This window comes from Pandoraea sp., assembly GCF_004297875.1.
Lineage (GTDB): Bacteria > Pseudomonadota > Gammaproteobacteria > Burkholderiales > Burkholderiaceae > Pandoraea.
Genome location: NZ_SCSK01000038.1, coordinates 92,399 through 116,249 on the forward strand (window position 1 = coordinate 92,399; position 23,851 = coordinate 116,249).

Here is a 23,851-nt window from a genome sequence, read left to right on the forward strand (position 1 = left end):
TCGCTGTTTTGCGGGCGAAGGGCGCATCCGGCCGATGCTACCAGTTCAGGCGCCGCGCCAGACGGTGCAGCAGGCTGTTGAAACGTTGCGCCTGATGTTCGTCATCGCGCCTGAGCACGGCGTAGGCCTGCCCGGCGATCCGGCAAGCCATCTCCACCTGATCCGCAGCGGCAAGCGCGGTGAGACTCTGCAGCAGCAACGTGCCCAATGCGGCGGCGCGATCCTCGGGCGAGGCCTCGGTGGCCGCCGCTCGCGCGTCTTGCTCGCTCATTGATCCGCTTCCGTGGCGATACCCAGATGCCTTTTGGCGGCAAGACTTGCCATGGCCGGCTGCCAGGGCGGATCGTAGGTGAGATCGACCTCGACGTCGTCCACGCCCGGCACGGTGCCGGCGCTGCGATAAGCGCCTTCCACCAGATATTGCGTTGCCGGACAGCCGCGCGTCGTGGTGGTCATTGCGATGCGGGCCTGATTGCCTGCTTCGATGCGCACGTCGTAGACCAATCCCAGGTCGACAATGTTGTAACCCAGCTCGGGATCGATCACCGTGCGCAGCGCCTGCCTGACCTGGTCGGTCAACCGATCGATATGCTCGGAGAGGCTCATACCGATGCTCCCGGGGCCGTGCCCACGCGCACGATCAGCTTGTAAGTGGTGTTGTCGGGCTCGAACGCGCCGTGCCAGTCGTGCCCGCGCTTGGATAATTCGGGCAACAGAAAGAGCGGCTCCCGATTCAGCAGGGCGGCCAGTACTTCTCCTTCATTCATCAGTTCGAGTACCGCCAGAATGTTGATCATGGGTTCGGGGGGCTCCCAGTCGCGGGCGTCCATTTGTTGGAGGGGTTCGGGCCACGATGCGCCGGCAGCCGACGCTGTGGCGACCTCGGGTGCGACTTGCGTTGACGATACGCCGGGGCTGAATTCGACCTCCCAATCGCCGTTGTCGAGCGCTTTCTCGGTGTGGGAATAGCCCCGGGAGCCGAGCACGTGAAATAGCGGAATCGGCTTGAAGGTCGCCCAAAGTCGCAAGCCCTGTCCGGGGGCGAGGGTCGTCACCGCTTCCATGATTTTCTCGAAAGGCTCGCCGCCGGCTCGCAAAATGGGTCGTACGTCGAGTTCGATAAAGTTGGTCGTGTTCATGATCGATTTCCGCTCAATGATCGTGTGAAAAGGAATGCAGCATGCCGGGCTTGTGTGCGCCGTCGGGCAGGCGCCGTGCCGGCGCTACGTCGAGCAGGCGTCGGGCTCGCAGCAGGTGCGCGGCAATGCCCGCCGTCGCGACCAGCATCAACAATGCCGAGAGGCGGAACATGGGCGTGAGCTCGATGATCAGCGCTGCCGCGCCAAGCCAAACGGCCGCGAAGTAGAGCACGAACCATTTGATCGCCTTGTGCTCGACCACCAGGTCCTGAACCCGGGGTGTGGGGGTTTTGCCCAGTACCGGGCCGTAGCATTCGAGCCAGGTCATGAACGGCACGATTTTGTAGAGCTTGGCCAGCGCCAATCCCGACAACCAGCCGAACGCCGTCAAGTAGGCGATGCCGGGCACTTGGCTTGTCAATCGGCCCCGAATCAGCGCCAGCCCCAGCCAGGCGATGGCCGCCAGCAGCGACAGCAGGGCGAGGGCAGCCATTTTGCTGTTCAGTTCGATCACGCGGCGCTTCCGGGTGCGATACAGGTGCTGCATGTCGCGGCCGTAATGGACGAGAGCGACCAGCGCGAGCGCGGCGGCGAGCAACAGCACAAGACCGATACCCGCACCCAGCGCGATTGCCGCAATGCCGCCCAGAATGGCGGTTGCCAGGGCGCCGCTGCCGAGCAACAGCACGCGGCGCGTGCTGGACCTGTCCTGTTCCGGGGCCAGCATGAACATGCCGAGCAATCGATAACTCACGCCCATCGCGGTGAACGTTAGCCAGCCGCCCAATCCGGCGATCACGTGGATGGCCAGGCCAGAGGAGAGCAATCGCAGCGCAAACGCGGACGAGAAGACGCCGGCGAAGGTCAGGGCGAACGTGATGCCCAGGGTCGCTACGGCCAGCAGGCTCGCCAATCCCGCCACGATAAACCGGGCTGGCAACGGCAGCGGGCGCGCCGCCCACAGCGTGCGGCCAAGGTTCCACAGCACGAGGCCAAAGCCCGTGCCGAGCAGGACGGCGGCGACCGTGAAACCCGGCAGGTGCTGCGGGACCGCGCCCATCAATTGCAGAAAGCCGCAGACCAGCGAGACGGTGCCGGCGACCAGGCAAACCAGGGTCGGCAGCGGCAGCGAATTGCTGTGCAGGCGATGCGCGGTGATGACCGGCACGAACTGGAACAACGCGCCGCACATGACCAGGCTGAGCCATCCCAGCGCGATGATATGCACCAGTGCGAGCGTGGCCGGCGCGGCAAGGGGCTCGCTCGGAAAGCCCCACCCCAGCGCCATCAATAATTGCGCCAGCATAAAGTCGCTCAGCGCCACGACGAAGTAAGCGACCGTCCAACGCGAGAGGGTAACGCTCGACATTTTGACTTTCCTTGCGTGAGTCTGTGTTCAAGCCGGTCGGATTGGCGTGCCGGCAGGGCGGCTGTCGGCGACGGTCAGGCGGATGTTGTGGCGGCGTCCTGACGGGCTTCCGCCGGCTTGCCGATTTCCACGCGCCAGACGGCGGGGCCGCGCTCCAGGTACGTCCAGGAAAACTGCCTGGGATGTTCCGCCTCGAGCTGGTAATACAGCGGCTTGGGATCGTGGTCATTCACGAGAATGAAGGAAGCCCCGGCTTTCAGGTCCTCGACGAGCTGAAAGATCTTGGCGTGGCGCTGCGCCGGAATCAAGGTGCGCACGTCGATGACGATGGCGGGGTTCTCTGTAGTGCTGGACATGTCGGATTCCTTGCTAAGAACATAGGCATGACTGCGCGGCGACCGAATGGGTCTCGATAGCCGGATGCCCGGGTTTTGAGGCGGCACATGTTGCATGCCGGGGCAGCACCCAGCAGTGTCGGCGATTGAAATTTATGCCATTAAATATGCATTGTCAATGCATATTTAATCACGGTCGACCGCTCGACTGCTCGGCCGGTCGAGCGCCGGACCAAGACATCGCATGGCGTGGCGATCTTCGCTGCCGGTCGGAGTCGATGCGGGGCGGTTATATTTTTACGATGAGCCGAACCAAGCGGCGGCCGTGTGCTCTAATCGGCAAATTTTGGACTCCCTGCGCCGCAGCCGAGATGCTACGATTGCGGGGTTTCTGCTTTTATCCCCAATGTCTCCGAGTTGCCGAATGTCCTTCCCCCGAATTGCTGCGGCTTGCTCCGCTGGTTTGCTTATTCTCGCCATGCCGGCATTTGCCACGGCTGCGACCCCCACCACCCCGAAGGCGGCGCCTGCCGCGCCCGCCGCGGCGTCTGCGGTCGCCGCCGTGCCGACCACGCCCTTGCAGGCTGCCTTGCTGCAGGCCGTGCCGCCGCCACAGCTCGACGCCCGCTCCTGGCTGGTGACCGACTTGACCAGCGGCCAGATCCTTGCCGAGTCCAATGCGCACGAGCAGATCGCGCCCGCTTCGCTGACCAAGCTGATGACCGCCTACATCACTTTCAAGGCGCTCAAGGACGGCACGATCAAGCGCGACCAGATGGTCAGCGAGCCGCTGGAGGCCTACCATACCGGCGGCTCCCGCATGTTCGTCGATCCGAAGGTGCCGGTGTCCATCGACGATCTGCTGATGGGCATGATCGTTCAATCGGGCAATGACGCCGCGATGACCCTGGCCTATGCGGTCGGCGGTTCGACCAGCACCTTCGTCGGCATGATGAACCAGCAGGCGCAGCAGTGGCACCTCAAGGGAACCCACTTCGTGGATCCGACTGGCCTGCCCGACCCGAATCACCACACCACCGCGTATGACCTGTCGGTCATCGCCGCGCACATCATCGACGACTTCCCCGAAGACTATGCGCGCTACTTCAAGGTGAAAAAATTCACCTACAACAAGATCACCCAGCCCAACCGTGTGAGCCTGCTGTTCACCGATCCCACGGTCGACGGCATGAAGACCGGCTATACGCAGGAAGCCGGGTATTGCATGATCACCTCGGCGCAGCGCAATACGCCCAGCGGACCACGGCGCATCCTCTCGGTCGTGATTGGCACGCCCAGCGAGCATGCCCGCGTGGCGGACAGCCAGGCGCTGCTGACCTGGGCCTACCAGAATTCCGAGGACGTCGTGCTTGCCCAGGCCAACAAGCCCATGGCCAATGTGCGCGTGTGGAAGGGCACCGCATCGACGGTCGGCCTCGGCGAGAGCCGGCCCATCGTGATTACGGTGCCGCGCGGCAGCGCCAAGAACCTGCAAACCAAGGTGGTGCCGCCCAAGGCGCTGGTCGCGCCGGTTCAGGCGGGCCAGGCTATTGGCACCCTGCAGGTGGACGTGAGCGGCAAGCAGATCGGCAGCTATCCGCTCCACGCGCTGTCTGCGGTGCCGCAGGCCGGTTTCGTCGGACGCACTTGGGACAGCCTGCGCATGATGTTCGCCAAGTAACCCCGGCACTCGGTCAGATCGCGCCGCCGTGACGTTTTGCCGTCACGGCGGCGTTTTGTTTTGCAGCGCCCGTGTTGCGGCGCGCGATGGTGTCATTGGAGCGAGTGCGCTGGTCGTGCGCGGCGGCGGTAGTCGGGCCGCGCGATATGAAACCCTCGGCCGATGACGAGCGCTTACCGGATCAAGCAAGAAAATAGAGGAGGCTTTGGTGCCCAGGGCCGGAATCGAACCGGCACGCCTTGCGGCGGGGGATTTTGAGTCCCCTGCGTCTACCAATTTCACCACCTGGGCAGGTCGTCGAAGCGTTCGGGAAAGGTGGCTATCCCGCCGCTGACAATGGGCGCGCCAGAAAAGCGCGCCAGGCGAAGGCGAGATTATGACGTAAAACAGCCGACCCTTCAAGCGCTTCGGCGCGCCGGATTTTAATTATTTTGCTGGCGTTCGACCACCCGCAACAGCGATGACGTGTCGTCGTGGCCCCAGCCCTGTTCGACCAGCTCGGCCAACTGGCGCTTGACCAGTTCGATGGCCGGCAGTTTCAGGCCTTGCGCGCGCGCGGCCTCGACGATCATCTCGAAGTCTTTGTCGTGCAGCCGGGCTTCGATGCCGGCGGTGAATTCGCGGTGGGCCATTTTGGGACCCATCGTGTCGAGCATGCGGCTGCCGGCCAGGCCGGCGGAGATCGCGGCCAGGACCTTGTCGAGATCGGCGCCATTGCGCTGCGCATACAGCATCGCCTCGGCAATGCCCTCGATATTGACGACCTGCACGATCTGGTTGCACGCCTTGGCGACTTGGCCGGCGCCGACCCCGCCGATGTGGGTGATGCTGGTACCGAGTTTTTCGAGCAGCGGCATGGCCCGCGCGACGATCTCGGGCTGGCCGCCGATCATGATCGACAGGCTGGCGTCGGCCGCGCGGTTGGAGCCGCCCGAGACCGGCGCGTCCAGCATTTCGATACCGTGCTCGGCCAGGCGCGCGGCGATACGGCGAGTCGCGTCGGCGGCGATGGTGCTGTGGTCGATGCAGATGGTGCCCGGCTGGGCACCGTGGATGACACCGCGCTCGCCGAGCAAAACCGCCTCGACGTCACTCGTGCGGGTGACATTGGTGAAGACGAACTGCGCACCACGCGCGGCCTCGGCCGGCGAATCGAAAAGCTGGGCCCCGGCCGCGACGAACGGCGCGGCTGCCTCGGGACGGCGGGCATACAAATGCAGGGTATGCCCAGCGGCCATCAAATGGCGGACCATGGCGCCACCCATGGCGCCCAGCCCGATAAATGCAATCGTGTAAGTCATGAGTGGCGCTGCGCCTCGACGCTAGTTGCTGATGTAGACGAACCGCCCGTGCTTGATCTCGCCCATCACGCCAGCCCGCTGATCCAGGCCGACGTGGTCGCTGACGCTGGTGTTGACGATGCCGTTCGGGATGGGCAGGTTATGGATGTTCTCCAGCGCGTCGCGCAAGGCGCTACGAAACGCTTCGGTGCCTGGCCGGCCGTGCCTGAGTGCGCGAGGAACGGCGTTATTGAGCAGATCAAACACGCCGTAGGCGTCGGCGGCGAATTGCGTGACCGTGTTCGGGCCGTATTTCGCCTCATACAGCTTGGTGAAGGCCAGTGCCGCGGGCCGCGCCGGATGGTCGTGCGGCAGGGTTTTGGCGACCACCGCCGGCTGGGTCGGGAACAGCGTGCCTTCGACGTCCTTGCCGCCGACGCGAATGAACGCATAGGTGGCGATGCCATGGGTCTGGTAAATCGCGCCACGGTAGCCGCGCTCGATCAGGGTGCGCTGCGGCAGCACCGCCGGCGTGCCCGAGGCGGCCACCAGCACCGCGTCGGGCTTGTCGGCCATCAGCTTGAGCACCTGGCCGAGCACGGTGGTGTCGGTGCGGTTGTAGCTCTCGCGGCCGACGATGCGAATCTTGCGCAGCTCGGCGAAGCGGGAAAACGATTGCCACCAGCTTTGGCCATAGGCGTCGGCAAAACCGATGAAGCCGACTGTCTTGATGCCGTGGTTCGACATATAGCGCGTCATCACGTCGGCCATTGCCGAATCATTGGCGGCCATCTTGAAGACCCAGCGCTTTTTCGCATTCTGCGGATCGACCACCACGGAAGAGCCCACCAGCGTGATCATCGGCGTTTGCGCCCGGGCCACGTCGTCGGTCACCGCCAGCGCGCTGGGGGTGATGTTGGGCCCGACCACCACGTCCACCTTGTCCTCGCTGAGCAGCTTGCGGATATTCTTGACCGCCGTGCCCGGGTCGGTGCCGTCATCGAGAATGATGTAGTGCGCCTTTTGCCCGCCGATCTCCTTGGGCCACAGCGCGATGGCGTTTTTGCTGGCGATGCCGATGGCCGCGGCCGGGCCGGTGCTGGAAAGATCGATGCCGACGGTGATATCGGCGCGGGCGGCGCTGGCCGCGCCGAACAGCGCGCAGGCCAGTAACGGCAGGAGGGTGCGGCGGGTCTTTTTCATCGGGGGTTTCCTTGTTTTTGTGAGCCGGAACTCCGCAAGGATACCTCACCTCTCCCGCCGATTCAGCGTCTGCCGGGTTTATCCCGCCTCATTCGGCATCACGCTGAGCACGTTGCCCCGGGCAAGCGCCAGGGCCTGCTCGATCACCGCCATGTCGCCGATATGATTGGCCAGCAAGAGCACCAGTTGGGCGTTCATCGACTGGCTCTGCGCGTCGGACAGGTCGCGGTGCGCATCGATCAGCGTTTGGTAGAAGTCGTCGGGCTGTTCGAAATTTTTTTCCAGATTGAGCGGCATCGCTTAAGCCTCCAGGCAGAGCGCGCGGCGCAGCGCTTGGCGGACCTGCGCCGCATCGAATTGGCGCCAGCGGGCGCACACGTGCTGGTCGGGACGCACCAGATAGAACGTGCCCGGACGGGCATCGTAGCGCTGCGCGAAGACACCCTGCACGTCGCACAGGGTGGCCAGCGGCTGCTTGCCGGCTGGCGCTTGCGCGCCGATCACCCGCACCTCGACCGGCACCGGATCGGCCCCGGGCGCGGCCAATGCGGCCAGCGCCTGAGTCACGGCCGCATCCGGCGGCGTATCGCCGGCGTAGTAGAGGCCGACGAATCGGTTGCCCGTGTGGTCGATCAGCCAGCCGGGGCGGCCGTCGGCGTCGGTCACCGGCGCATCGTCGAGCGGCGCGCCGGGCGCCATGCGCGGCGGGAATGGCGAGGCGTCGGGGGTATTCAGCGGAGAGTCATGCAGCAGCGTGGCCACCGAGAGCCGGCCGCTATTGACCAGGCTGCGCGCGAATGGCGCGCTTTTGGCCAGCAGCAGTGTGGCGTCGCGAAACAGTCGGCTGACCGCGCTCTTGGGCGTGATGAAGTCGGTCGAGCGGGTCGAGTGCCGCAAGTTTTCGTCGGCGGCCATGCCGCGCTCGTGACAATACGAATCGAGCAACCGCTCGGGGGCGCGGCCGTCGAGCACCAGCTTGAGTTTCCAGGCCAGATTGTCGGCATCCTGAATGCCGGAGTTGGCGCCGCGGGCGCCGAACGGTGAGACCTGGTGGGCCGAGTCGCCGGCGAACAGCACGCGGCCGTGACGGAAATTCGGCATGCGTCGGCACTGGAACGTGTAGACGCTGACCCACTCCAGCTCGAACGGCACGTCGGGGCCGAGCATCGCGCGAATGCGCGGGATCACGTTTTCGGGTTTTTTCTCTTCCTCGGGATCGGCGTCCCAGCCGAGCTGGAAGTCAATGCGCCAGACGTTGTCCGCTTCGCGATGCAACAGCACCGACTGGCCGCTATGGAACGGCGGGGTGAACCAGAACCAGCGCTCTGCCGGGAAGTCGGCGTTCATCACCACGTCGGCGATCAGAAAGCGGTCCTTGAAGATCTTGCCTTCGATATCCAGGCCGAGCATCCGGCGCACCGGGCTGCGTGCCCCATCGCAGGCAATCACCCAATCGGCCTCCAGCGCATAGCTGCCTTCGGCGGTTTCGATCTGCAGTGTTACCTGGTCATCCCGGCTTTCGATGCCGGTGACCTTGCTTTGCCAGCGCAAGTCGAGGTTGGTCAGTTGCTGCGCGCGCTCGACAAGATATTGCTCCAGATAGTATTGCTGGAGATTCACCATGGCTGGGCGCTTATAGTGCGGCTCGGGCAGCAGCTCGAAGTTATAGACTTCGCTGCTGCCAAAAAACACGCGGCCGACGTGCCAACTGACGCCCTTTTTCACCACCGGCTCGCCGCAACCCAGGCGGTCGAGAATTTCCAGCGTGCGCTTGGCGTAACACAGGCCGCGCGAGCCGACGCTGACGGTTTCGTCGTCATCCACCACGATCACGGGCACGCCTTGCTGGGCGAGGTCGATGGCGGTGGCCAGGCCGATCGGTCCGGCGCCGATCACTACCACGGGATGCCGTTGCGGCGGCGCGTTCTGCAACTCGGGTGGGGTGCGATAAGCGAAGCGGGGGTACGTGTAGGTGCTCAACACGGTATGGCGTCTCCTGCATTGGCGCGGCGCCACGAATCGATTGGGCGCCTTGAATTACGAATTGTGATATCGATTAACTATATCGTAATTATTTGCGCTTGACTAGCCTGGCGAAGCGGCGGCGTACCCTCCGGTCCGCCCATGCTGTGCCCGGTCTGGCCGGCCTGGGCCGCAGAGTCGCTTGCTTATTTATAGCTCGTACATTTCGTGCTCGCCACGCAATGCCTGTTCGATCAGCTTGCGGGTGAGAATCGGCGAGAGCAGCTCGACCATGGTGTAGACATAGCTGCGCAGGTAAGCGCCCTGCTTGAGCGCGACGCGCGTGACGTTGTTGCCGAACAGATGGCCGACCGGCACCGCGCGCAGGTTGCGGTCGCGCTCCGGGTCGAATGCCACGCTGGCCAGCAGGCCCACGCCCAGGCCGAGTTCGACGTACGTCTTGATCACGTCGGCATCGATCGCTTCGAGCACGACGTCGGGCTGGATGTGGCGCAGGGCAAAGGCCTGGTCGATCTTGGCGCGCCCGGCAAAGGCGGCGTCGTAGGTGATCAGCGGATACTGCGCCAAATCGTCGAGCGACACGCTGGATGACTGCAGCAGCGGGTGATCGGGCGGCACCACGGCAATGTGCTGCCATTGGTAGCACGGCAGCGAAACTAGGTCCTTGTATTCGGCGATGGCCTCGGTGGCGATCGCCAGGTCCGCCTGTTCATGGCGGACCATCTCGGCGACCTGGGTCGGATTGCCCTGCAGGATCGACAACCGTACTTTCGGATACCGCTTCTTGAATTCGGCGACCGCCAATGGCAGCGAATAGCGCGCCTGCGTGTGCGTGGTGGCGATGGTCAGATTGCCCTGGTCCTGGGCCGCGTAATCCTTGCCGATCCGCTTCAGGCTGTCGACTTCGAGCAGGATGCGCTCGATCGATTCGAAGATGATGCGGCCCGGCTCGGTCAGGTTGCGCACCCGCTTGCCATGGCGGGCAAAGATGTCCACCCCAAGCTCTTCCTCGAGTTCGATGATGGCTTTCGAGACCCCCGGCTGAGAGGTGAACAGCGCCTTGGCGGCCTCGGTCAGGTTGAATTTCTGACGCACGGCCTCGCGCACGAAACGGAATTGATGGAGGTTCATTTGTATAACTTCCGAGAATATGCAAACAATTTTTTAATCGTTTTCAATATAAAGCGAGTTTATTACGATTTGTCCCATTCTTTCAAATTACGTTAATCCGAGCGCGAAATTGGCTGCTCGGGGCACCCCCGACCGACCATGACGTTTTGGCTTGAATCCCTCTCCGGCCTGGTAGTAGGACTCCTGGTGGGCCTGACCGGCGTCGGCGGCGGTTCGTTGATGACGCCGCTGCTGACCCTGGTGCTGGGATATGCGGCGCCGGTGGCAGTCGGCACCGACCTGGCGTTCGCCGCGCTCACCAAGAGCTTCGGCACGCTGGCCCACCGGCGACATGGCCACGTGCGCTGGGACATCGTGCGCCGGCTCACGCTGGGCAGCCTGCCGGCGGCGCTGGTGGCGATTCTGTTGCTCAAGGCGCACGGCGGGCTGGGCGCCGGCGGGCTGCATTTCATCAAACTGGCGATTGCCGGGTCGGTGGTGCTGACGGTTTTGTCGCTGTTGTTTCGCGCCACGTGGCTGGCTGCGCTGCGCGCCAACCCGGGTTGGCGATTGCATGGCCGGGCGCTGGCAGGCAGCACGGTAGCGGTGGGTGCGTTGCTCGGCGCGCTGGTGAGCGTCTCGTCGATCGGCGCGGGTGCGGTTGGCGCGACGCTGATTTTGCTGCTCTATCCAGAGCTCAAGCCCGCCGAGGTGGCCGGCACCGATATCGCCTATGCCATGCCGCTTACCGCGGTCGCCGCGCTCGGACATGTCTGGCTGGGGACCGTGCACTGGTCGCTGTTGGGCGCGCTGCTGGTGGGGTCACTGCCCGGCATCTGGCTTGGCGCGAACCTGGCGCGTCATTTGCCGGAGCGCATGGTGCGCGGCGCGCTGGCGGCCACGCTGATGCTAGCGGCCGTCAGGCTGGTGTCATAACTGAACTGAATCAAGACAGGAGTTCGTGCGATGCGAGAGAGTCATCACAAGGAATCGGATAGCGGCGCAGCCGAGCTCGACAGGATCGAGGCGGTGCTGATCGAACGTTTGCGGCAGATCGTCGCACGCCATCGGCAATTGAAGTTCGCCAGCAGTCTGGCCGCCGAGGACATGCTGCTCACGCATGCGATTCTGTCGAATCATCTGCCGGTCGAGATCTTCACACTCAACACCGGTCGCCTGCACGCCGAGACGGTCGGCATGATTCACCAGGTCAAGGTGCATTACGGGTACGACATTGCACAGTACCAGCCGCAGCCGGAAGCGGTCGACGGCTACGTCAGGCAACACGGCCTGAATGCTTTCTACGAGAGCGTCGAGTTGCGCAAGGCGTGCTGCCATATCCGCAAGGTCGAACCGCTGAACCGCGCGCTGTCCGGCGCAGACGCCTGGCTGACCGGCCAGCGCCGCGAACAGTCGGTCACGCGCGGCGAGCTGGCGCTGGCCGAGCAGGACGACGCGCGCGGCATCGCGAAGTACAACCCGCTGTTCGACTGGAGCGAGGCCCAGGTGTGGGCCTATCTGAGCGCGCGCGACGTGCCGGTCAATCCGCTGCACGCGCGTGGCTATCCGAGCATTGGCTGCGAGCCCTGCACGCGCGCGGTGAAGGCGGGCGAGGATAGCCGGGCCGGGCGCTGGTGGTGGGAACACCAGGACAGCAAGGAGTGCGGCCTGCATGCCGGCAATCTGCGCGGCGTGCCGGTCGTCTCGGCGCTATAGCTGGCCGCCAGGTTTCGAATTCCACATTTCATCAGTCAGGAATAATCATCATGGGTGTAATGCACGAAGTGGCGCAAGCGCAACGGCAGCCGAATCCGGTCCGCATGGACCATCTGGATTGGCTCGAGGCCGAGTCGATTTACATCCTGCGCGAGGTGGTGGCCGAGTGCCGCAAGCCCGCGCTGCTGTTCTCGGGCGGCAAGGATTCGGTGGTCGTGCTGCATCTCGCGCTCAAGGCGTTCGGCCTGGGCGCGCACCGCAAGACGCATCTGCCGTTCCCGCTGGTGCACATCGATACCGGCCACAATTATCCGGAGGTGATCGAATTTCGCGACCGCCATGTGGCGTCGCTCGGCGCGGAGCTGGTGGTGGGGCACGTGGAAGACTCGATCAAGCGTGGCACTGTGCGGCTGCGCAAGGAAACCGATTCGCGTAACGCGGCGCAGGCCGTCACGCTGCTCGAGACGATCGCCGAGCACGGTTTCGACGCCTTGATCGGCGGCGCCCGCCGCGACGAGGAAAAGGCTCGCGCGAAGGAGCGCATCTTCTCGTTTCGCGACGAGTTCGGCCAGTGGGACCCGAAAGCGCAGCGCCCTGAGCTGTGGCATCTGTTCAATGCGCGCATGCATGCTGGCGAGCAAATGCGCGTGTTTCCGATTTCGAACTGGACCGAGCTCGACGTATGGCAATACATCGCGCGCGAGGAACTGGCGCTGCCGCCGATCTATTACGCTCACGAGCGCGAAATCGTGCGCCGGCGCGGACTGCTGGTGCCCGTCACGCCACTCACGCCCAAGCTCGATGGCGAGACCAGTGAACGCGTATCGGTGCGTTTTCGCACGGTGGGCGACATCAGTTGCACGTGCCCGGTGGCGAGCACAGCCGATACGGCCGAGCGCATCATCGCCGAGACCATGGTGACCGAGATCACCGAGCGAGGCGCCACCCGCATGGACGACCAGACGTCCGAGGCGGCTATGGAACTGCGCAAGAAGCAGGGGTACTTCTGAGCAGAGCGCCACCGATACGTCACGATTATTTGCGAGTTTCACTATGACCTTGATTCATCCCGCCGAAGACCTCGGCGTTCTACGCTTCATCACGGCCGGCAGTGTCGACGATGGAAAGAGCACACTGATCGGGCGCCTGTTGTACGACAGCAAGGCCGTGCTGTCGGACCAGCTCAGTGCGCTGGCGCGCGCCAAGCACAAGCGCACTGCGGGCGAGGACATCGATCTGGCGCTGCTGACCGACGGGCTCGAAGCCGAGCGCGAGCAGGGCATCACGATCGACGTCGCCTACCGTTATTTCGCCACCGCCAAGCGCAAGTTCATCATTGCCGATACGCCTGGTCACGAGCAGTACACGCGCAACATGGTGACCGGCGCCTCGACCGCGCACGCGGCGATCATTCTGATCGACGCGACCCGCGTGAGCGAGGTCGACGGGCGCACCGAATTGCTGGCGCAAACCAAGCGCCACAGCGCGATCGTCAAGTTGCTGGCGCTGCCGCACGTCATCGTGGCGATCAACAAGATGGACTTGGTCGACTACAGCGAGGCGCGCTTCAATGCGATTCGCGCCGCCTATCTGGCGCTGGCGCAACGGCTGGGGCTGCAAAGCGTGCGGTTCGTGCCGGTCTCGGCGCTCAAGGGCGACAACATCGTGGTGGCCAGCGAACGCATGCCGTGGTATCAGGGCGAGCCGCTGCTTGACGTGCTCGAGTCGCTGCCGGTCGATCAGTTGAGTGGCGGCGGCGACGAGCTGCGCTTCCCGGTGCAGTTGGTAGCGCGTCAGGACGGCAGTCATGCCGACGACTTCCGCGGCTATATGGGGCGTGTCGAAGCCGGCACGATCTCGGTGGGGCAGGCGCTGCGCGTGCTGCCGGCCGGTCATCGCGCGACGGTGGCTGAAATCATCGGGCCGCGCGGCGAACTCGCCCACGCGCACGCCGGGCAGTGCGTGACGGTGCGTCTGGCCGAGGACGTCGATATTTCGCGAGGCGACATCCTGGTGGCGGCCGGGGCGACGATCGAGGCGGCCCGCAAATTGAGCGCCGACCTGTGCTGGTTCGATCACGAACCGCTGTCGTCGCAGCGCAAATATATTCTCAAGCAGACCACCGCCAATGTGTTCGCGCGGGTCGGCAGCGTCGATTCGGTGCTTGATGTCGGCACGCTCTCGCATGGCCAGCACAAGGGCACGCTCGAGATGAACGACATCGGCGCGGTGCAGATCAGCCTGCAAAAGGCGCTCGTGTGCGACACCTATGAGCAGCATCCGTCGACCGGCGCATTCGTGCTGATCGACGAAGCGACCCATCATACGGTCGCCGCAGGCATGATTCGTGCGTTCACTGCATGACGTCAACTTTTAGTCACGTGCGGCGGGCAAGAGATCATGGGTAAAGTCTATTTGGTGGGTGCGGGGCCAGGTGCGGCAGACCTCATTACGGTGCGCGGTGCACGGATTTTGGGCATGGCGGACGTGGTACTGCACGACGCGCTGATCGAGCCGGAGCTGCTGGCCCTGTGCGGGCGGGCTCGTCTGGTGGCGGTGGGCAAGCGGTGCGGCCGGCACGCGACCGCGCAGCACTTCATCAATAAGCAGTTGGTCGATTGCGCCCGCCGGCATCCGGTCGTGGTGCGCCTCAAGGGCGGGGATCCAATGCTGTTCGGCCGCGCCGACGAGGAAATGCGCGCACTGGAGGCCGCCGGCATCGAATACGACGTGGTGCCGGGAATTACCGCGGCAATTGCCAGCGCGGCGCTGCTGCGCCGCTCGCTGACTTTGCGCGGGGTGGCGCGCAGCGTGGCCTTCGCAACGCGTAGCCGCGCTCCCGAGAGCGAGGAGATTCGCGCCCAGGTCGAGGCCGATTCGCTGGTGTATTACATGGGACGGGATTCGGCCGACGTGATTGCCGCCGAGCTGATCTCGCACGGCAAGCCGGCGCATACGCCGGTGGCGATCGTCGAGGCCTGCAGCACGCCGCGTGAGCGCCACACGTGCATGACACTGGGCCAGATGGCCGCCGGCGCGGCGCTTGCCTGGTTCGACCCCTCGCAACCGAGTTTGCTGCTGATCGGCGAGGCGTTTCGCGCGCTGCTCGAGGCCGATCTGAGCCCGGAAGTTCGGCAGGCGCTGCAGGCTGGCCGGCTGGCCGCCTGAGCTGCCGTTACCCGGCCGGCACCTGCTGCAGGCAATAGGCGGCCAGCGCCGCCAGCACGCCGGAATCTTCGCCCACTGGCGTGACGCAGCGCAGTGCAAGTTCGGGATGAGCGGCGCGGCAGGCATCGATCAAATTCGGCAAGTCTCTGCGCACATGTCCGCCCTGACCGAGAAACATCGGTACCACGGTGATTTCCCGACAGCCGGTCGACACTGCCGCAGCGATGGCGTCGGGTAGCGACGGACTCATCAACTCCAAAAATGCCAGCGCGACGTGCAATTCGGGCCGCGCCGCCGCCAGCATCTGCCGCAGGCGCTCGAAAGGCTCGGCCCAGCGCGCATCGCGCGCGCCGTGACCGAACAAAATCAAGGCTTGCGAGCCGCCCGTCAGTGTCGGTCCACCCATTTGAGCGCTCCAATCGCCAGGATGGCGTAGACGGTGGCAGGCAGGGCGGCCGTGATCGCCGGCGGCCAGGTGTTGAGCAGCCCGAGGTGGGAAAACAGGCTGTTGAGTAGCTGGAAGCTCATGCCGAGCATGATGCCGCCAAACACCTTCAGGCCAATCGCGCCCGCGCGCGCATGCAGATAGGCGAACGGCAGCGCCAGCGCCATCATCACCAGGATCGCGAACGGGTAGAGGATCTTTTGCCAAAGGGCAATCTGGTAGCGCTGCGCGTCCTGCTGATTTTCCTGCAGGTGCTTGATATACGAAAACAGGTTGTAGATCGCCATGTTGTCGGGCGACACCAGCAGCACGGAGAGAATTTGCGGCGTCAATTCGGAGCGCATCTCGGTGTTCGGGATATACACCTGCGTCGTTCGGTAGACCGGCTGGAGTGCGTCCGCGGCCGCCGGCGCCTTGGCGGTTGCCGCTGGCGCGCTGGTGAGATCGAAGCGCGTCTCCGACACGCCGCTCAGATCCCAGTAATCGGGCGCCTTGAAAACACCGCGCGTGGCAAAGCGCACGCTCACGAGATGGAAATCCGTGTCGAATTCATAGACCCGGACATTGGTGATCGTATTGTCGGGCAACAGCGCGCCGACGTTGATGAAACGCAGCACGCGCTTGCCGGTGGCCTGACTGGTCACGGTGTCCTTGACCCACACGCCCGAGCGGAAATCCGACGACACCGCGCTGCCCATGGCCTCCAGGCGGATGCGTTGCGCCAGTTGCTCGGCTTTCGGGATCACGCCCTCGCCGAGCGCGAACGTGAAAATCACCAGCGGCAGGCCGATCTTGAGCAACGAGCCGAGCGCCTGCATCGTGCCCAGTCCGGAGACGCGAAAGATCGTGAACTCCGAATTGCCGGCGAGCTGCGAACACACATAAATTGCCGCGATCAGGGCCGCCACCGGCGTGATTTCATAGCAGTGCGCCGGAGCGAACAGCAGTACGTACATCAAGGCCTGGTGAAACTTGTATCCGCCTTGCCCGACATGACCGAGTTCGTTGATCAGATCGAAGAAGACGAACAGGCCGACAAAGGCCAGCAAAATGAAGCTGAAGGCCAGGTAGATCTGACGCGCGAGGTAGCGTTCATAGATCTTCATTCGCGCTCCTTGCGGGCAAACGGCCGGAAAAACGCCGCTTGCAGCGCGGGCGAGATCAGCGGCTTGAAGCGCAGCCGGCGCCAGTACATCGACAGGATCGCGCCCATCGCCACCGCATGCAGCAGCCACACGCCGAGCGCCAGCGGCAGCGTGCGTTGCGCTACCCAGGCTTGTGACAGGCTCAGCAGGTTGGTGTACGACAGATACACCAGCACGGCGATGATGAGGTTGATGGCGCGCCCGTGCCGTGGATTCTGGTACGCCAGCGGAATCGCCAGCAGCACCAGGTTCAGGGCCAGTAGCGGCAACCCGATGCGCCAGACCAGTTCGCCCTGATATTGCGGCGTGAAAACGCGCAGCAGGGTCAGGGTCGACACGCCCTTGGCCGGCGCGTTGTCGGTTTGCATCGGGGCTGCGTTGTTTTCGATTTTGACCGCGTAGCGCTCGAATTCCATGATGCGGTATCCGGGTTGGCCCGGTACGCCATCGTAGCGCCGGCCTTTCTCCAGCACGATGAAGCGGTCGCCGTTAGGCTTGGTCTCGATCTGGCCGTCCTTGGACACGACCACGCTGACCTTGCCGCTCTCGGTGCTGCTGACGAACACGTTGTGCACCTTGGTCGCGTTGGCGTTGACGCTTTCGACAAAGAATACGCGCTGGTTGGCGGTCGACTCGCGGAACTGGCCGGCGGCGATCATCGAGACGTCACTGCGCTGCTCGAAGCGCTGCTGCAGCAGGTTGCTCTGCTCGTTGGCCCATGGCCAGCCAAACAGCGCGCACAGGGCGATCACGCCGATGAAGGGTAGCGCAAAGCGCAGCACCGGCTTGACGAAATCGGTGATGCTCAGGCCCGCGGCAAACCACACCACCATCTCCGAATCCTTGTACCAACGGGTCAGCACGAACAGGATGGAGACAAACAGCGTGACGATCAGAATAACCGCGAGGTAACCGATCACGGCCAGGCCGATCAGCACCAGCACGTCGCGCGGGTCGGTGCGACCGGACGCAGCGAAACCGAGGATGCGGATCATCATGGTCGTCAACATGACTGTCATGAGCACCAGAAAGATGGCGCCGGCGGTGTAATTCAGCTCGCGTTGCAGGGAGCGCTGAAAGATCATTTAGCGGTATTACGGAAAAGGGGGGCGGTTCGTTTGCGGGCGCGGTTGAGGCGTCCGCGGAAAAAAGCGGATAATTGCGGCTCAAGTGAATTTTATCCGAGGAAAGCGCGATGGACTTTAGCATAAAAGCCTGTGACTGGAGCAAGGCCGCGGACAAGGCGTTGATCAGCGGTAAAACCGACTGCATCGTCGTTGGCGTATTCGACGGGCAGGCCCTGTCGGGCGCCGCATTGCGGGTCGATCGTGCCAGCAAGGGCGTGCTGAGCCGTCTCGTGAAAACCGGTGAGCTCGAAGGCAAGCCGGGGAGCACCGTGACGTTGCGCGAAGTGCCGGGCATCGGCGCGGCGCGCGTGCTGGTGGTGGGGCTCGGGCGCCACGACGAGTTCAGTCCGAAGGCCTACAGCGAGGCCACGCGTGCCGCGCTGCGCGCGCTGCAGGCCACACGCGCGGCCGACGCGCTCTGGACGCTGGCGCAGGCCGCCCCGGTACCGGGCCGGGATGGCGCCTGGGCGGTGCGCACAGCCGTGCAGTTGGCGTGCGACGCCGCTTACCGTTTCACGCAAATGAAGAGCAAGCCCGAGCCGGTGCGCGGCGCGCTGCGCAAGCTGGTGTTGAGTGTGGCCGGCGACGACCTGCAGGCAGCCCGCGTGGCGCTCAAGCGAGGGCTGGCAATCGGACGGGGCATGGATCTGGCGCGTGACCTGGCTAATTTGCCGGGCAATGTGTGCACGCCGACCCACCTCGCCAATACCGCGCGCAAGCTGGCACGGGAGTTCAAGCTCAAGGCCGAGATTCTGGGCGAGAAGCAGATTGCCGCGCTGAAAATGGGGTCGTTCCTGTCGGTGGCCAAGGGATCGACCGAACCGCCGCAGTTCATCGTGCTGAAGTATGACGGCGGGCCGGCCAAGGCCGCGCCGATCGTGCTGGTCGGCAAGGGCATCACGTTCGACTCCGGGGGCATCTCCCTGAAGCCGGGCGAGGCGATGGATGAAATGAAGTACGACATGTGCGGCGCTGCCTCGGTGCTCGGCACGATGCGCGCGGTCGCCGAGATGGGCCTCAAGCTGAATGTGATCGGCGTGGTGCCGACCTGCGAAAACATGCCGTCGGGCAATGCCAACAAGCCGGGCGACATCGTCACCAGCATGTCGGGCCAGACCATCGAGATCCTCAATACCGATGCCGAAGGGCGTCTGATCCTGTGCGATGCATTGACCTATGTCGAGCGCTTCAAGCCGGCGGCGGTCGTGGACGTGGCCACGCTCACCGGCGCCTGCATCATTGCGCTCGGGCATGTCAACAGCGGGTTGTTCACCAAGAGCGACGCGCTGGCCGACCAACTGCTCGAAGCCGGTCGTAACGCGGGCGACACCGCCTGGCGCCTGCCGGTCGAGGACGAATACCAGGAGCAATTGAAGTCCAACTTCGCCGACGTGGCGAATATCGGCGGGCGCCCGGCCGGCAGCGTCACCGCGGCCTGTTTCCTGGCACGCTTTGCCGGCAAGTACGAGTGGGCCCACCTCGACATCGCCGGCACTGCCTGGAAGAGCGGTGCGGCCAAGGGCGCGACCGGTCGACCGGTGCCGTTGCTCACGCAGTTCCTGATGGACCGCGAAGGCCGTTGATGCCGTGACGCGCATCGACTTTCACATTCATGTGGCTGACTGGCTGGGCTATGCCTGCCGGCTCACCCGCAAGGTGGTGACGGCCGGGCAGCGCCTGGTGGTGGTGGGCGAGCCGGCGCATCTGCGCGAGTTCGATCAGCAGTTGTGGACGTTCTCGGCGCTCGAGTTTGTGCCTCACTGCGCGCTGGATGACGCGCTGGCGCCCCATACGCCGGTGCTGTTGGCCAGCACCCTGGGTGATGCCGACACCGCGCCTCATTATCAGGTGCTGCTCAATCTGAGCAATGCGGTGCCGTCGCAGTTCGCCCGCTTCGAGCGTGTGCTTGAGGTGGTTGGCCGCGACCCCCAGGCGCTTGCCGACGCGCGCGAGCGCTACCGCTTCTATCGCGATCGCGGTTATACCCTCAACAACTACGATCAACGCTCATGAATCCACCCGAATCGAAACTGCCGGCCGACCCAAGCATTCCCGTGCTGACCGAAGTACTCAAGCCCGGCGAAGTGCCAGCCACGCCGTCGCCGGCAATGGCGCCGGCCGAGCCGCTTGCGTTGCCGCATGACATCGCCGTGTTGGCCGAGCGCCTGAGCCTGCGGCTGTCGACGCAATTGAGCGAGGAAGTGACCGCGCTGGTGGAGAAACGCTGCCACGACGCGCTGATCGACCACACTGCGTGGCTCGTGCAAACCATTGCGCGACATGTGTCGGACGATTTGCAGCGGCAACTGCGCGAGCACGTGCGCCGCGTGGTACTCGAGGAGCTCGCGCGCCGCAACTGAGGTACGCCTGGCCGGACGCCGACAGGTTCAGCCGGTGACCGCACCTTTGTGAGCGGGTTGCGCCAGCGCCGCGAACTTGGCCAGCACGCCGCGCGTGTAGCGCGGTGCCGGCTGCCGCCAAGCGGCTTTGCGGCGCGCGAACTCGTCGTCGGAAATGTTCAATTGCAGCAGCAGCCTGTGTGCGTCGATGGTGATCGAGTCGCCCTCCTGCACCAGGGCGATGCCGCCGCCGACGAACGCCTCGGGTGCGACGTGCCCGACCACCATCCCCCAGGTGCCGCCCGAGAAACGGCCGTCGGTGATCAGGCCGACCGATTCGCCCAGGCCCTTGCCGATGATCGCCGAAGTCGGCGCGAGCATCTCCGGCATGCCGGGCCCGCCCTTGGGCCCCAGGTAGCGCAGCACCATCACGTCCCCCGGTTTGATTTTGTCGGCGAGAATCGCCGCGAGCGCGCTTTGTTCGTCGTCGAATACGCGCGCCGGGCCGGTGATCACCGGATTCTTCAGGCCGGTGATCTTTGCCACGGCGCCGTCGGTGGCCAGGTTGCCCTTCAGGATTGCCAGATGGCCTTGTTCGTACAGCGCCTTTTCGATCGGGAAGATGACCTGCTGGTCGGCGCGCGGCGCGTTGGGCACGTCAGCCAGCTCCTCGGCCAGCGTACGCCCGGTAATGGTCAGGCAATCGCCGTGCAGCAGGCCGGCATTGAGCAGTATCTTCAATACTTGTGGAATGCCGCCGGCCGCGTGCAGGTCGGTGGCGACATACTGACCCGACGGCTTGAGGTTGCAGATGACCGGCACGCGCTGGCGCACGCGCTCGAAGTCGTCGATGCTCCATTCGACTTCGGCGGCGTGGGCGATGGCCAGGTAATGCAGTACCGCATTGGTCGAGCCGCCCGTGGCCATGATCAGCGCCACGGCGTTTTCGATCGATTTGCGCGTGATGATGTCGCGCGGCTTGATGTCTTTCTTGACGGCCTCGATCAGCACGCGCGCCGACTCGGCGGCTGAATCGACCTTCTCCTGGTCGGGATTGGCCATGGTCGACGAGTACATCAGCGACATGCCCAGCGCCTCGAACGATGAGCTCATGGTGTTGGCCGTATACATGCCGCCACACGAGCCGGTGGTCGGGCAGGCATTGCGCTCGATACCGTCGAAATCTTCCTGGCTCATGCGTCCGGCGGTGAATTCGCCGACCGCCTCGAAGGCCGACACGATGGTCAGGTCCTTGCCCTTCCATTTGCCCGGCTTGATGGTGCCGCCATAAACGAAAATGCCCGGCACGTTCATGCGCGCGAGCGAGATCATCGCACCCGGCATGTTCTTGTCGCAACCGCCGATGACCACCACGCCATCCATCCACTGACCCTGCACGGCGGTCTCGATGCAGTCGGCAATCACTTCACGCGAGACCAGCGAATATTTCATGCCCTCGGTGCCCATCGCCATGCCGTCGGAAATAGTCGGCGTGCCGAAAGTCTGCGGGTTGGCCCGGTTGGCCTTGATCGCCTCGACGGCCGCGTCGGCCAGGCGCTGCAGGCCTGCGTTGCAGGGCGTGATGGTCGAATGGCCGTTGGCCACGCCGATCATTGGATTGTCGAAGTCTTCCTTCTCGTAGCCGATGGCGTAGTACATCGAGCGGTTTGGCGAACGCGCAACGCCTTGCGTGACGTTTTTCGAGCGGCGGTTGTAGGGCATGGATGTCTCCTTGGGAACTGGGACCGGCTTCTGCTGCGCATGCCCGCGGCGGGGCAATCCGAAAAGAATGGGCTTTCCTTTTTTTAATGTCAAATATATTATTCGACTCAAATTAGGTCGGAAAAAGTATTATGGATTTGCGTCAACTCCGTTATTTCGTGGCGGTGGCCGAGGAGCGTCATTTTGGCCGCGCGGCGCAGCGCCTGGCGATGACCCAGCCGCCGCTGTCTCAGCAGATCCGTGCGCTGGAAGACAACTTGGGGGCGCCGCTGTTCGTGCGTACCAAGCGCTCGGTGGAGTTGACGGCGGTCGGGCGCCAACTGCTGCCGGAGGTACGGCGCGTGCTGGCCGACGCCGATGGTTTGCGCGGCCTGGCCCAGGGGCTGGCGCACGGCGAGGTCGGCACGCTCTCGCTGGGTTTTGTGTCGAGCGCCGACTACGGCATCCTGCCGCCGCTGTTGCGGCGTTTTGGCGAGCGGTTTCCGCGGGTGCGCCTGACGCTCACCGAGGCGACCAGCGATGTGCAGATTGAACAGTTGATGGCCGGCCGGCTCGACGCCGGACTGTTCATCCCGCCGGTGCCGCCGCGTTTTGCCCGCGAACTGGCTTATTTGCCGATCGTGCGCGAGCCGCTGATGCTGGCCATGCCGGCCGACATGCCGGCACGCTACCAGCCGGATGGCGGGGTTGACGAAAACTGCCCGGTCAGTCTGCGCGCGGTGATGCGCGAACCGCTGATCATTTTCCCGCGCCGGGTTGCACCGGCGTTTTACGACATCATCATGGGCTGTTATAGTTCGTGCGGCCTGACGCCGCACGTCGGTCAGGAAGCGATCCAGATGCAGACCATCGTCAGCCTGGTGTCGGCTGGCATGGGTGTGGCGCTGGTGCCGCAGTCGCTTTGCCACCTCCGGCGCACCGGGGTGGTCTACCGGCCGCTGCAGGAAGGCGGTGCATCCATCGAGACCGGGCTACTGTGGCGCACGGCGGAAGTCACGCCGGTATTGAGCGGTTTTTTGGAGACGGTGCGCGATCTGGCGCAACCATCCGCGCCGGAAGCGGTCCGTATCCGGGTACCCCGTCGGCCCGCCGCATGAGCGGGCGGTGGCTCCATTAATTAACTGACCCCCTAAAACCCATGCTGATTCATCCGAACATCGATCCAGTTGCCATTCACCTCGGGCCGCTGTCCATTCGCTGGTATGGCCTGATGTACCTGACCGGTTTCATCCTGTTTCTGGTGGTGGGCCGCATCCGCACGCGTCAGCCGCACATCGCCGCGCAGGGGTGGAAGGCGCAGGATCTCGACGACATGCTGTTCTACGGCGTATTGGGCGTGATTCTCGGCGGCCGGCTCGGATATGTGTTGTTCTACAAGCCTGATTTCTACTTTGCCCATCCGTTGGAAATCTTCAAGGTCTGGGAAGGCGGCATGTCGTTCCACGGCGGCTTTCTCGGCGTTCTGGTGGCCATGTTCGTCTACACGCGCCGCGCCGGACAGACGCTGATGCGCGGTACCGACCTGATCGCGCCGATGGTGCCGCTCGGACTCGGCGCCGGCCGGCTCGGCAATTTCATCAATGGCGAGTTGTGGGGCCGCGTGACCAGTCCCGATGCGCCGTGGGCGATGATTTTCCCCGGCGCCGCCGGCGAAGACCGCGCCTGGCTGCTTGCGCATCCGCAATTGGCCCTCACGCAGGGGTTTCAGGCGATCTACGAGAAGTACCACGGCCTGCCCAGGCATCCATCCGAGCTCTATGAATTCGCGCTCGAGGGCGTGGCGCTGTTCGTGATTCTGTGGCTCTTTTCGCGCAAGCCGCGGCCGGTCGGCGCGGTCTCGGCGATGTTTCTGATCGGTTATGGCGTGTTCCGCTTCCTGGTGGAGTTTACGCGGCAACCCGACAATTTCCTCGGTTTGCTCGCCCTGGGCTTCTCGATGGGACAGTGGCTGTCGCTGCCGATGATCGTGATCGGCGTGTTGATGCTTGTGTACGTTTATCGCAAGCAGGCGGCAAAGCGCTCCGTGGCGTGAAGCGCGTCACGTAAGCGCCGGCGCCGCCCCGACTGCGCGTCGGTTGCCAGCATCGAC

The 23,851-nt window shown here is 64.3% G+C and carries 25 protein-coding genes and 1 tRNA gene; 11 read left to right on the forward strand and 15 right to left on the reverse strand.

Annotated features, from left to right (window positions below; genetic code table 11):
• Positions 1-37: 37 nt before the first annotated feature.
• The 5 genes from EPN80_RS11650 to EPN80_RS11670 all read right to left on the reverse strand — a co-directional run bounded on the left by EPN80_RS11650 (position 38) and on the right by EPN80_RS11670 (position 2,864).
• Positions 38-271 carry a hypothetical protein gene (locus EPN80_RS11650; protein WP_293027059.1) on the reverse strand — a complete coding sequence of 78 codons (234 nt, stop codon included), beginning with the start codon at positions 269-271 and terminating at the stop codon, positions 38-40.
• A complete protein-coding gene (locus EPN80_RS11655; protein ID WP_293027062.1) occupies positions 268-606 on the reverse strand; it encodes a metal-sulfur cluster assembly factor in 339 nt (112 codons plus the stop codon). The genes EPN80_RS11650 and EPN80_RS11655 overlap by 4 nt, the downstream gene beginning before the upstream one ends.
• The gene (locus EPN80_RS11660; protein ID WP_293027064.1) at positions 603-1,139 is read right to left on the reverse strand and encodes a DUF2249 domain-containing protein; all 537 of its coding nucleotides are present in this window, start codon (positions 1,137-1,139) and stop codon (positions 603-605) included. The genes EPN80_RS11655 and EPN80_RS11660 overlap by 4 nt, the downstream gene beginning before the upstream one ends.
• A 13-nt stretch (positions 1,140-1,152) precedes the next feature.
• The gene (locus EPN80_RS11665) at positions 1,153-2,508 is read right to left on the reverse strand and encodes a hypothetical protein (RefSeq protein WP_293027066.1); all 1,356 of its coding nucleotides are present in this window, start codon (positions 2,506-2,508) and stop codon (positions 1,153-1,155) included.
• Positions 2,509-2,582: 74 nt separating this feature from the next.
• Complete coding sequence (locus EPN80_RS11670) at positions 2,583-2,864, reverse strand: DUF2249 domain-containing protein (RefSeq protein ID WP_293027069.1); 282 nt, start codon at positions 2,862-2,864, stop codon at positions 2,583-2,585.
• 403 nt (positions 2,865-3,267) lie between these two features.
• Between EPN80_RS11670 and EPN80_RS11675 the strand changes: the two genes are divergently transcribed.
• Positions 3,268-4,524, forward strand: coding sequence for a D-alanyl-D-alanine carboxypeptidase family protein (locus EPN80_RS11675; protein WP_293027071.1), 1,257 nt, complete (start codon positions 3,268-3,270; stop codon positions 4,522-4,524).
• Positions 4,525-4,730: 206 nt separating this feature from the next.
• Here EPN80_RS11675 and EPN80_RS11680 read toward each other — a convergent pair.
• The 6 genes from EPN80_RS11680 to EPN80_RS11705 all read right to left on the reverse strand — a co-directional run bounded on the left by EPN80_RS11680 (position 4,731) and on the right by EPN80_RS11705 (position 10,121).
• Positions 4,731-4,815 (reverse strand) — tRNA-Leu (locus EPN80_RS11680).
• Positions 4,816-4,946: 131 nt separating this feature from the next.
• Positions 4,947-5,825 carry an NAD(P)-dependent oxidoreductase gene (locus EPN80_RS11685; protein WP_293027074.1) on the reverse strand — a complete coding sequence of 293 codons (879 nt, stop codon included), beginning with the start codon at positions 5,823-5,825 and terminating at the stop codon, positions 4,947-4,949.
• Positions 5,826-5,846: 21 nt separating this feature from the next.
• Positions 5,847-7,007: an ABC transporter substrate-binding protein gene (locus tag EPN80_RS11690; RefSeq protein WP_293027077.1), complete on the reverse strand. Its 1,161-nt coding sequence runs from the start codon at positions 7,005-7,007 to the stop codon at positions 5,847-5,849.
• 78 nt (positions 7,008-7,085) lie between these two features.
• The gene (locus EPN80_RS11695) at positions 7,086-7,304 is read right to left on the reverse strand and encodes a DUF2783 domain-containing protein (protein WP_293027080.1); all 219 of its coding nucleotides are present in this window, start codon (positions 7,302-7,304) and stop codon (positions 7,086-7,088) included.
• A 3-nt stretch (positions 7,305-7,307) separates the two neighbouring features.
• The gene (locus EPN80_RS11700; RefSeq protein ID WP_293027083.1) at positions 7,308-8,990 is read right to left on the reverse strand and encodes an FAD-dependent oxidoreductase; all 1,683 of its coding nucleotides are present in this window, start codon (positions 8,988-8,990) and stop codon (positions 7,308-7,310) included.
• 189 nt (positions 8,991-9,179) lie between these two features.
• Positions 9,180-10,121 carry a CysB family HTH-type transcriptional regulator gene (locus EPN80_RS11705; RefSeq protein ID WP_293027086.1) on the reverse strand — a complete coding sequence of 314 codons (942 nt, stop codon included), beginning with the start codon at positions 10,119-10,121 and terminating at the stop codon, positions 9,180-9,182.
• Positions 10,122-10,259: 138 nt separating this feature from the next.
• Between EPN80_RS11705 and EPN80_RS11710 the strand changes: the two genes are divergently transcribed.
• From EPN80_RS11710 to cobA, 5 genes are read left to right on the forward strand one after another with little or no spacing between them, the layout of a single operon-like run.
• Entirely contained in the window at positions 10,260-11,036 is a 777-nt protein-coding gene (locus EPN80_RS11710; protein WP_293027089.1) for a sulfite exporter TauE/SafE family protein, read from the forward strand.
• A 30-nt stretch (positions 11,037-11,066) separates the two neighbouring features.
• A complete protein-coding gene (locus EPN80_RS11715; RefSeq protein WP_293027092.1) occupies positions 11,067-11,816 on the forward strand; it encodes a phosphoadenylyl-sulfate reductase in 750 nt (249 codons plus the stop codon).
• Positions 11,817-11,866: 50 nt separating this feature from the next.
• A complete protein-coding gene (cysD, locus tag EPN80_RS11720; protein ID WP_293027095.1) occupies positions 11,867-12,826 on the forward strand; it encodes a sulfate adenylyltransferase subunit CysD in 960 nt (319 codons plus the stop codon).
• Positions 12,827-12,869: 43 nt separating this feature from the next.
• Positions 12,870-14,180: a GTP-binding protein gene (locus EPN80_RS11725; RefSeq protein ID WP_293027098.1), complete on the forward strand. Its 1,311-nt coding sequence runs from the start codon at positions 12,870-12,872 to the stop codon at positions 14,178-14,180.
• Between the two features lie 36 nt (positions 14,181-14,216).
• The gene (cobA, locus tag EPN80_RS11730) at positions 14,217-14,984 is read left to right on the forward strand and encodes a uroporphyrinogen-III C-methyltransferase (RefSeq protein WP_293027101.1); all 768 of its coding nucleotides are present in this window, start codon (positions 14,217-14,219) and stop codon (positions 14,982-14,984) included.
• A 7-nt stretch (positions 14,985-14,991) separates the two neighbouring features.
• Here cobA and EPN80_RS11735 read toward each other — a convergent pair whose 3' ends face one another.
• The 3 genes from EPN80_RS11735 to lptF are packed head-to-tail and all read right to left on the reverse strand — an operon-like array spanning position 14,992 to position 17,659.
• Positions 14,992-15,390 (reverse strand): CbiX/SirB N-terminal domain-containing protein, encoded by a 399-nt coding sequence (locus EPN80_RS11735; RefSeq protein WP_293027104.1) that lies wholly within the window; start codon positions 15,388-15,390, stop codon positions 14,992-14,994.
• Positions 15,372-16,535 (reverse strand): LPS export ABC transporter permease LptG, encoded by a 1,164-nt coding sequence (lptG, locus tag EPN80_RS11740; RefSeq protein ID WP_293027107.1) that lies wholly within the window; start codon positions 16,533-16,535, stop codon positions 15,372-15,374. The genes EPN80_RS11735 and lptG overlap by 19 nt, the downstream gene beginning before the upstream one ends.
• A complete protein-coding gene (gene lptF / locus EPN80_RS11745) occupies positions 16,532-17,659 on the reverse strand; it encodes an LPS export ABC transporter permease LptF (protein ID WP_293027110.1) in 1,128 nt (375 codons plus the stop codon). The genes lptG and lptF overlap by 4 nt, the downstream gene beginning before the upstream one ends.
• A 110-nt stretch (positions 17,660-17,769) precedes the next feature.
• Between lptF and EPN80_RS11750 the strand changes: the two genes are divergently transcribed.
• From EPN80_RS11750 to EPN80_RS11760, 3 genes are read left to right on the forward strand one after another with little or no spacing between them, the layout of a single operon-like run.
• Complete coding sequence (locus EPN80_RS11750; RefSeq protein WP_293027112.1) at positions 17,770-19,284, forward strand: leucyl aminopeptidase; 1,515 nt, start codon at positions 17,770-17,772, stop codon at positions 19,282-19,284.
• A gap of 4 nt (positions 19,285-19,288) precedes the next feature.
• Positions 19,289-19,714 (forward strand): DNA polymerase III subunit chi, encoded by a 426-nt coding sequence (locus EPN80_RS11755; protein ID WP_293027114.1) that lies wholly within the window; start codon positions 19,289-19,291, stop codon positions 19,712-19,714.
• Positions 19,711-20,061 carry a DUF2486 family protein gene (locus EPN80_RS11760; RefSeq protein ID WP_293027116.1) on the forward strand — a complete coding sequence of 117 codons (351 nt, stop codon included), beginning with the start codon at positions 19,711-19,713 and terminating at the stop codon, positions 20,059-20,061. Before EPN80_RS11755 ends, EPN80_RS11760 begins: the two co-directional genes overlap by 4 nt.
• 27 nt (positions 20,062-20,088) lie before the next feature.
• Here the strand turns inward: EPN80_RS11760 and ilvD are convergent, their stop codons facing one another.
• Positions 20,089-21,762 (reverse strand): dihydroxy-acid dehydratase, encoded by a 1,674-nt coding sequence (ilvD, locus tag EPN80_RS11765; protein WP_293027118.1) that lies wholly within the window; start codon positions 21,760-21,762, stop codon positions 20,089-20,091.
• A 131-nt stretch (positions 21,763-21,893) separates the two neighbouring features.
• On the opposite strand from ilvD, the gene EPN80_RS11770 reads away from it, so the two are divergent.
• Positions 21,894-22,859, forward strand: coding sequence for a LysR substrate-binding domain-containing protein (locus tag EPN80_RS11770; RefSeq protein ID WP_293027119.1), 966 nt, complete (start codon positions 21,894-21,896; stop codon positions 22,857-22,859).
• Between the two features lie 41 nt (positions 22,860-22,900).
• On the forward strand, positions 22,901-23,794 hold the full coding sequence (lgt, locus tag EPN80_RS11775; RefSeq protein ID WP_293027120.1) for a prolipoprotein diacylglyceryl transferase: 894 nt from the start codon (positions 22,901-22,903) through the stop codon (positions 23,792-23,794).
• Positions 23,795-23,851 lie beyond the last annotated feature (57 nt).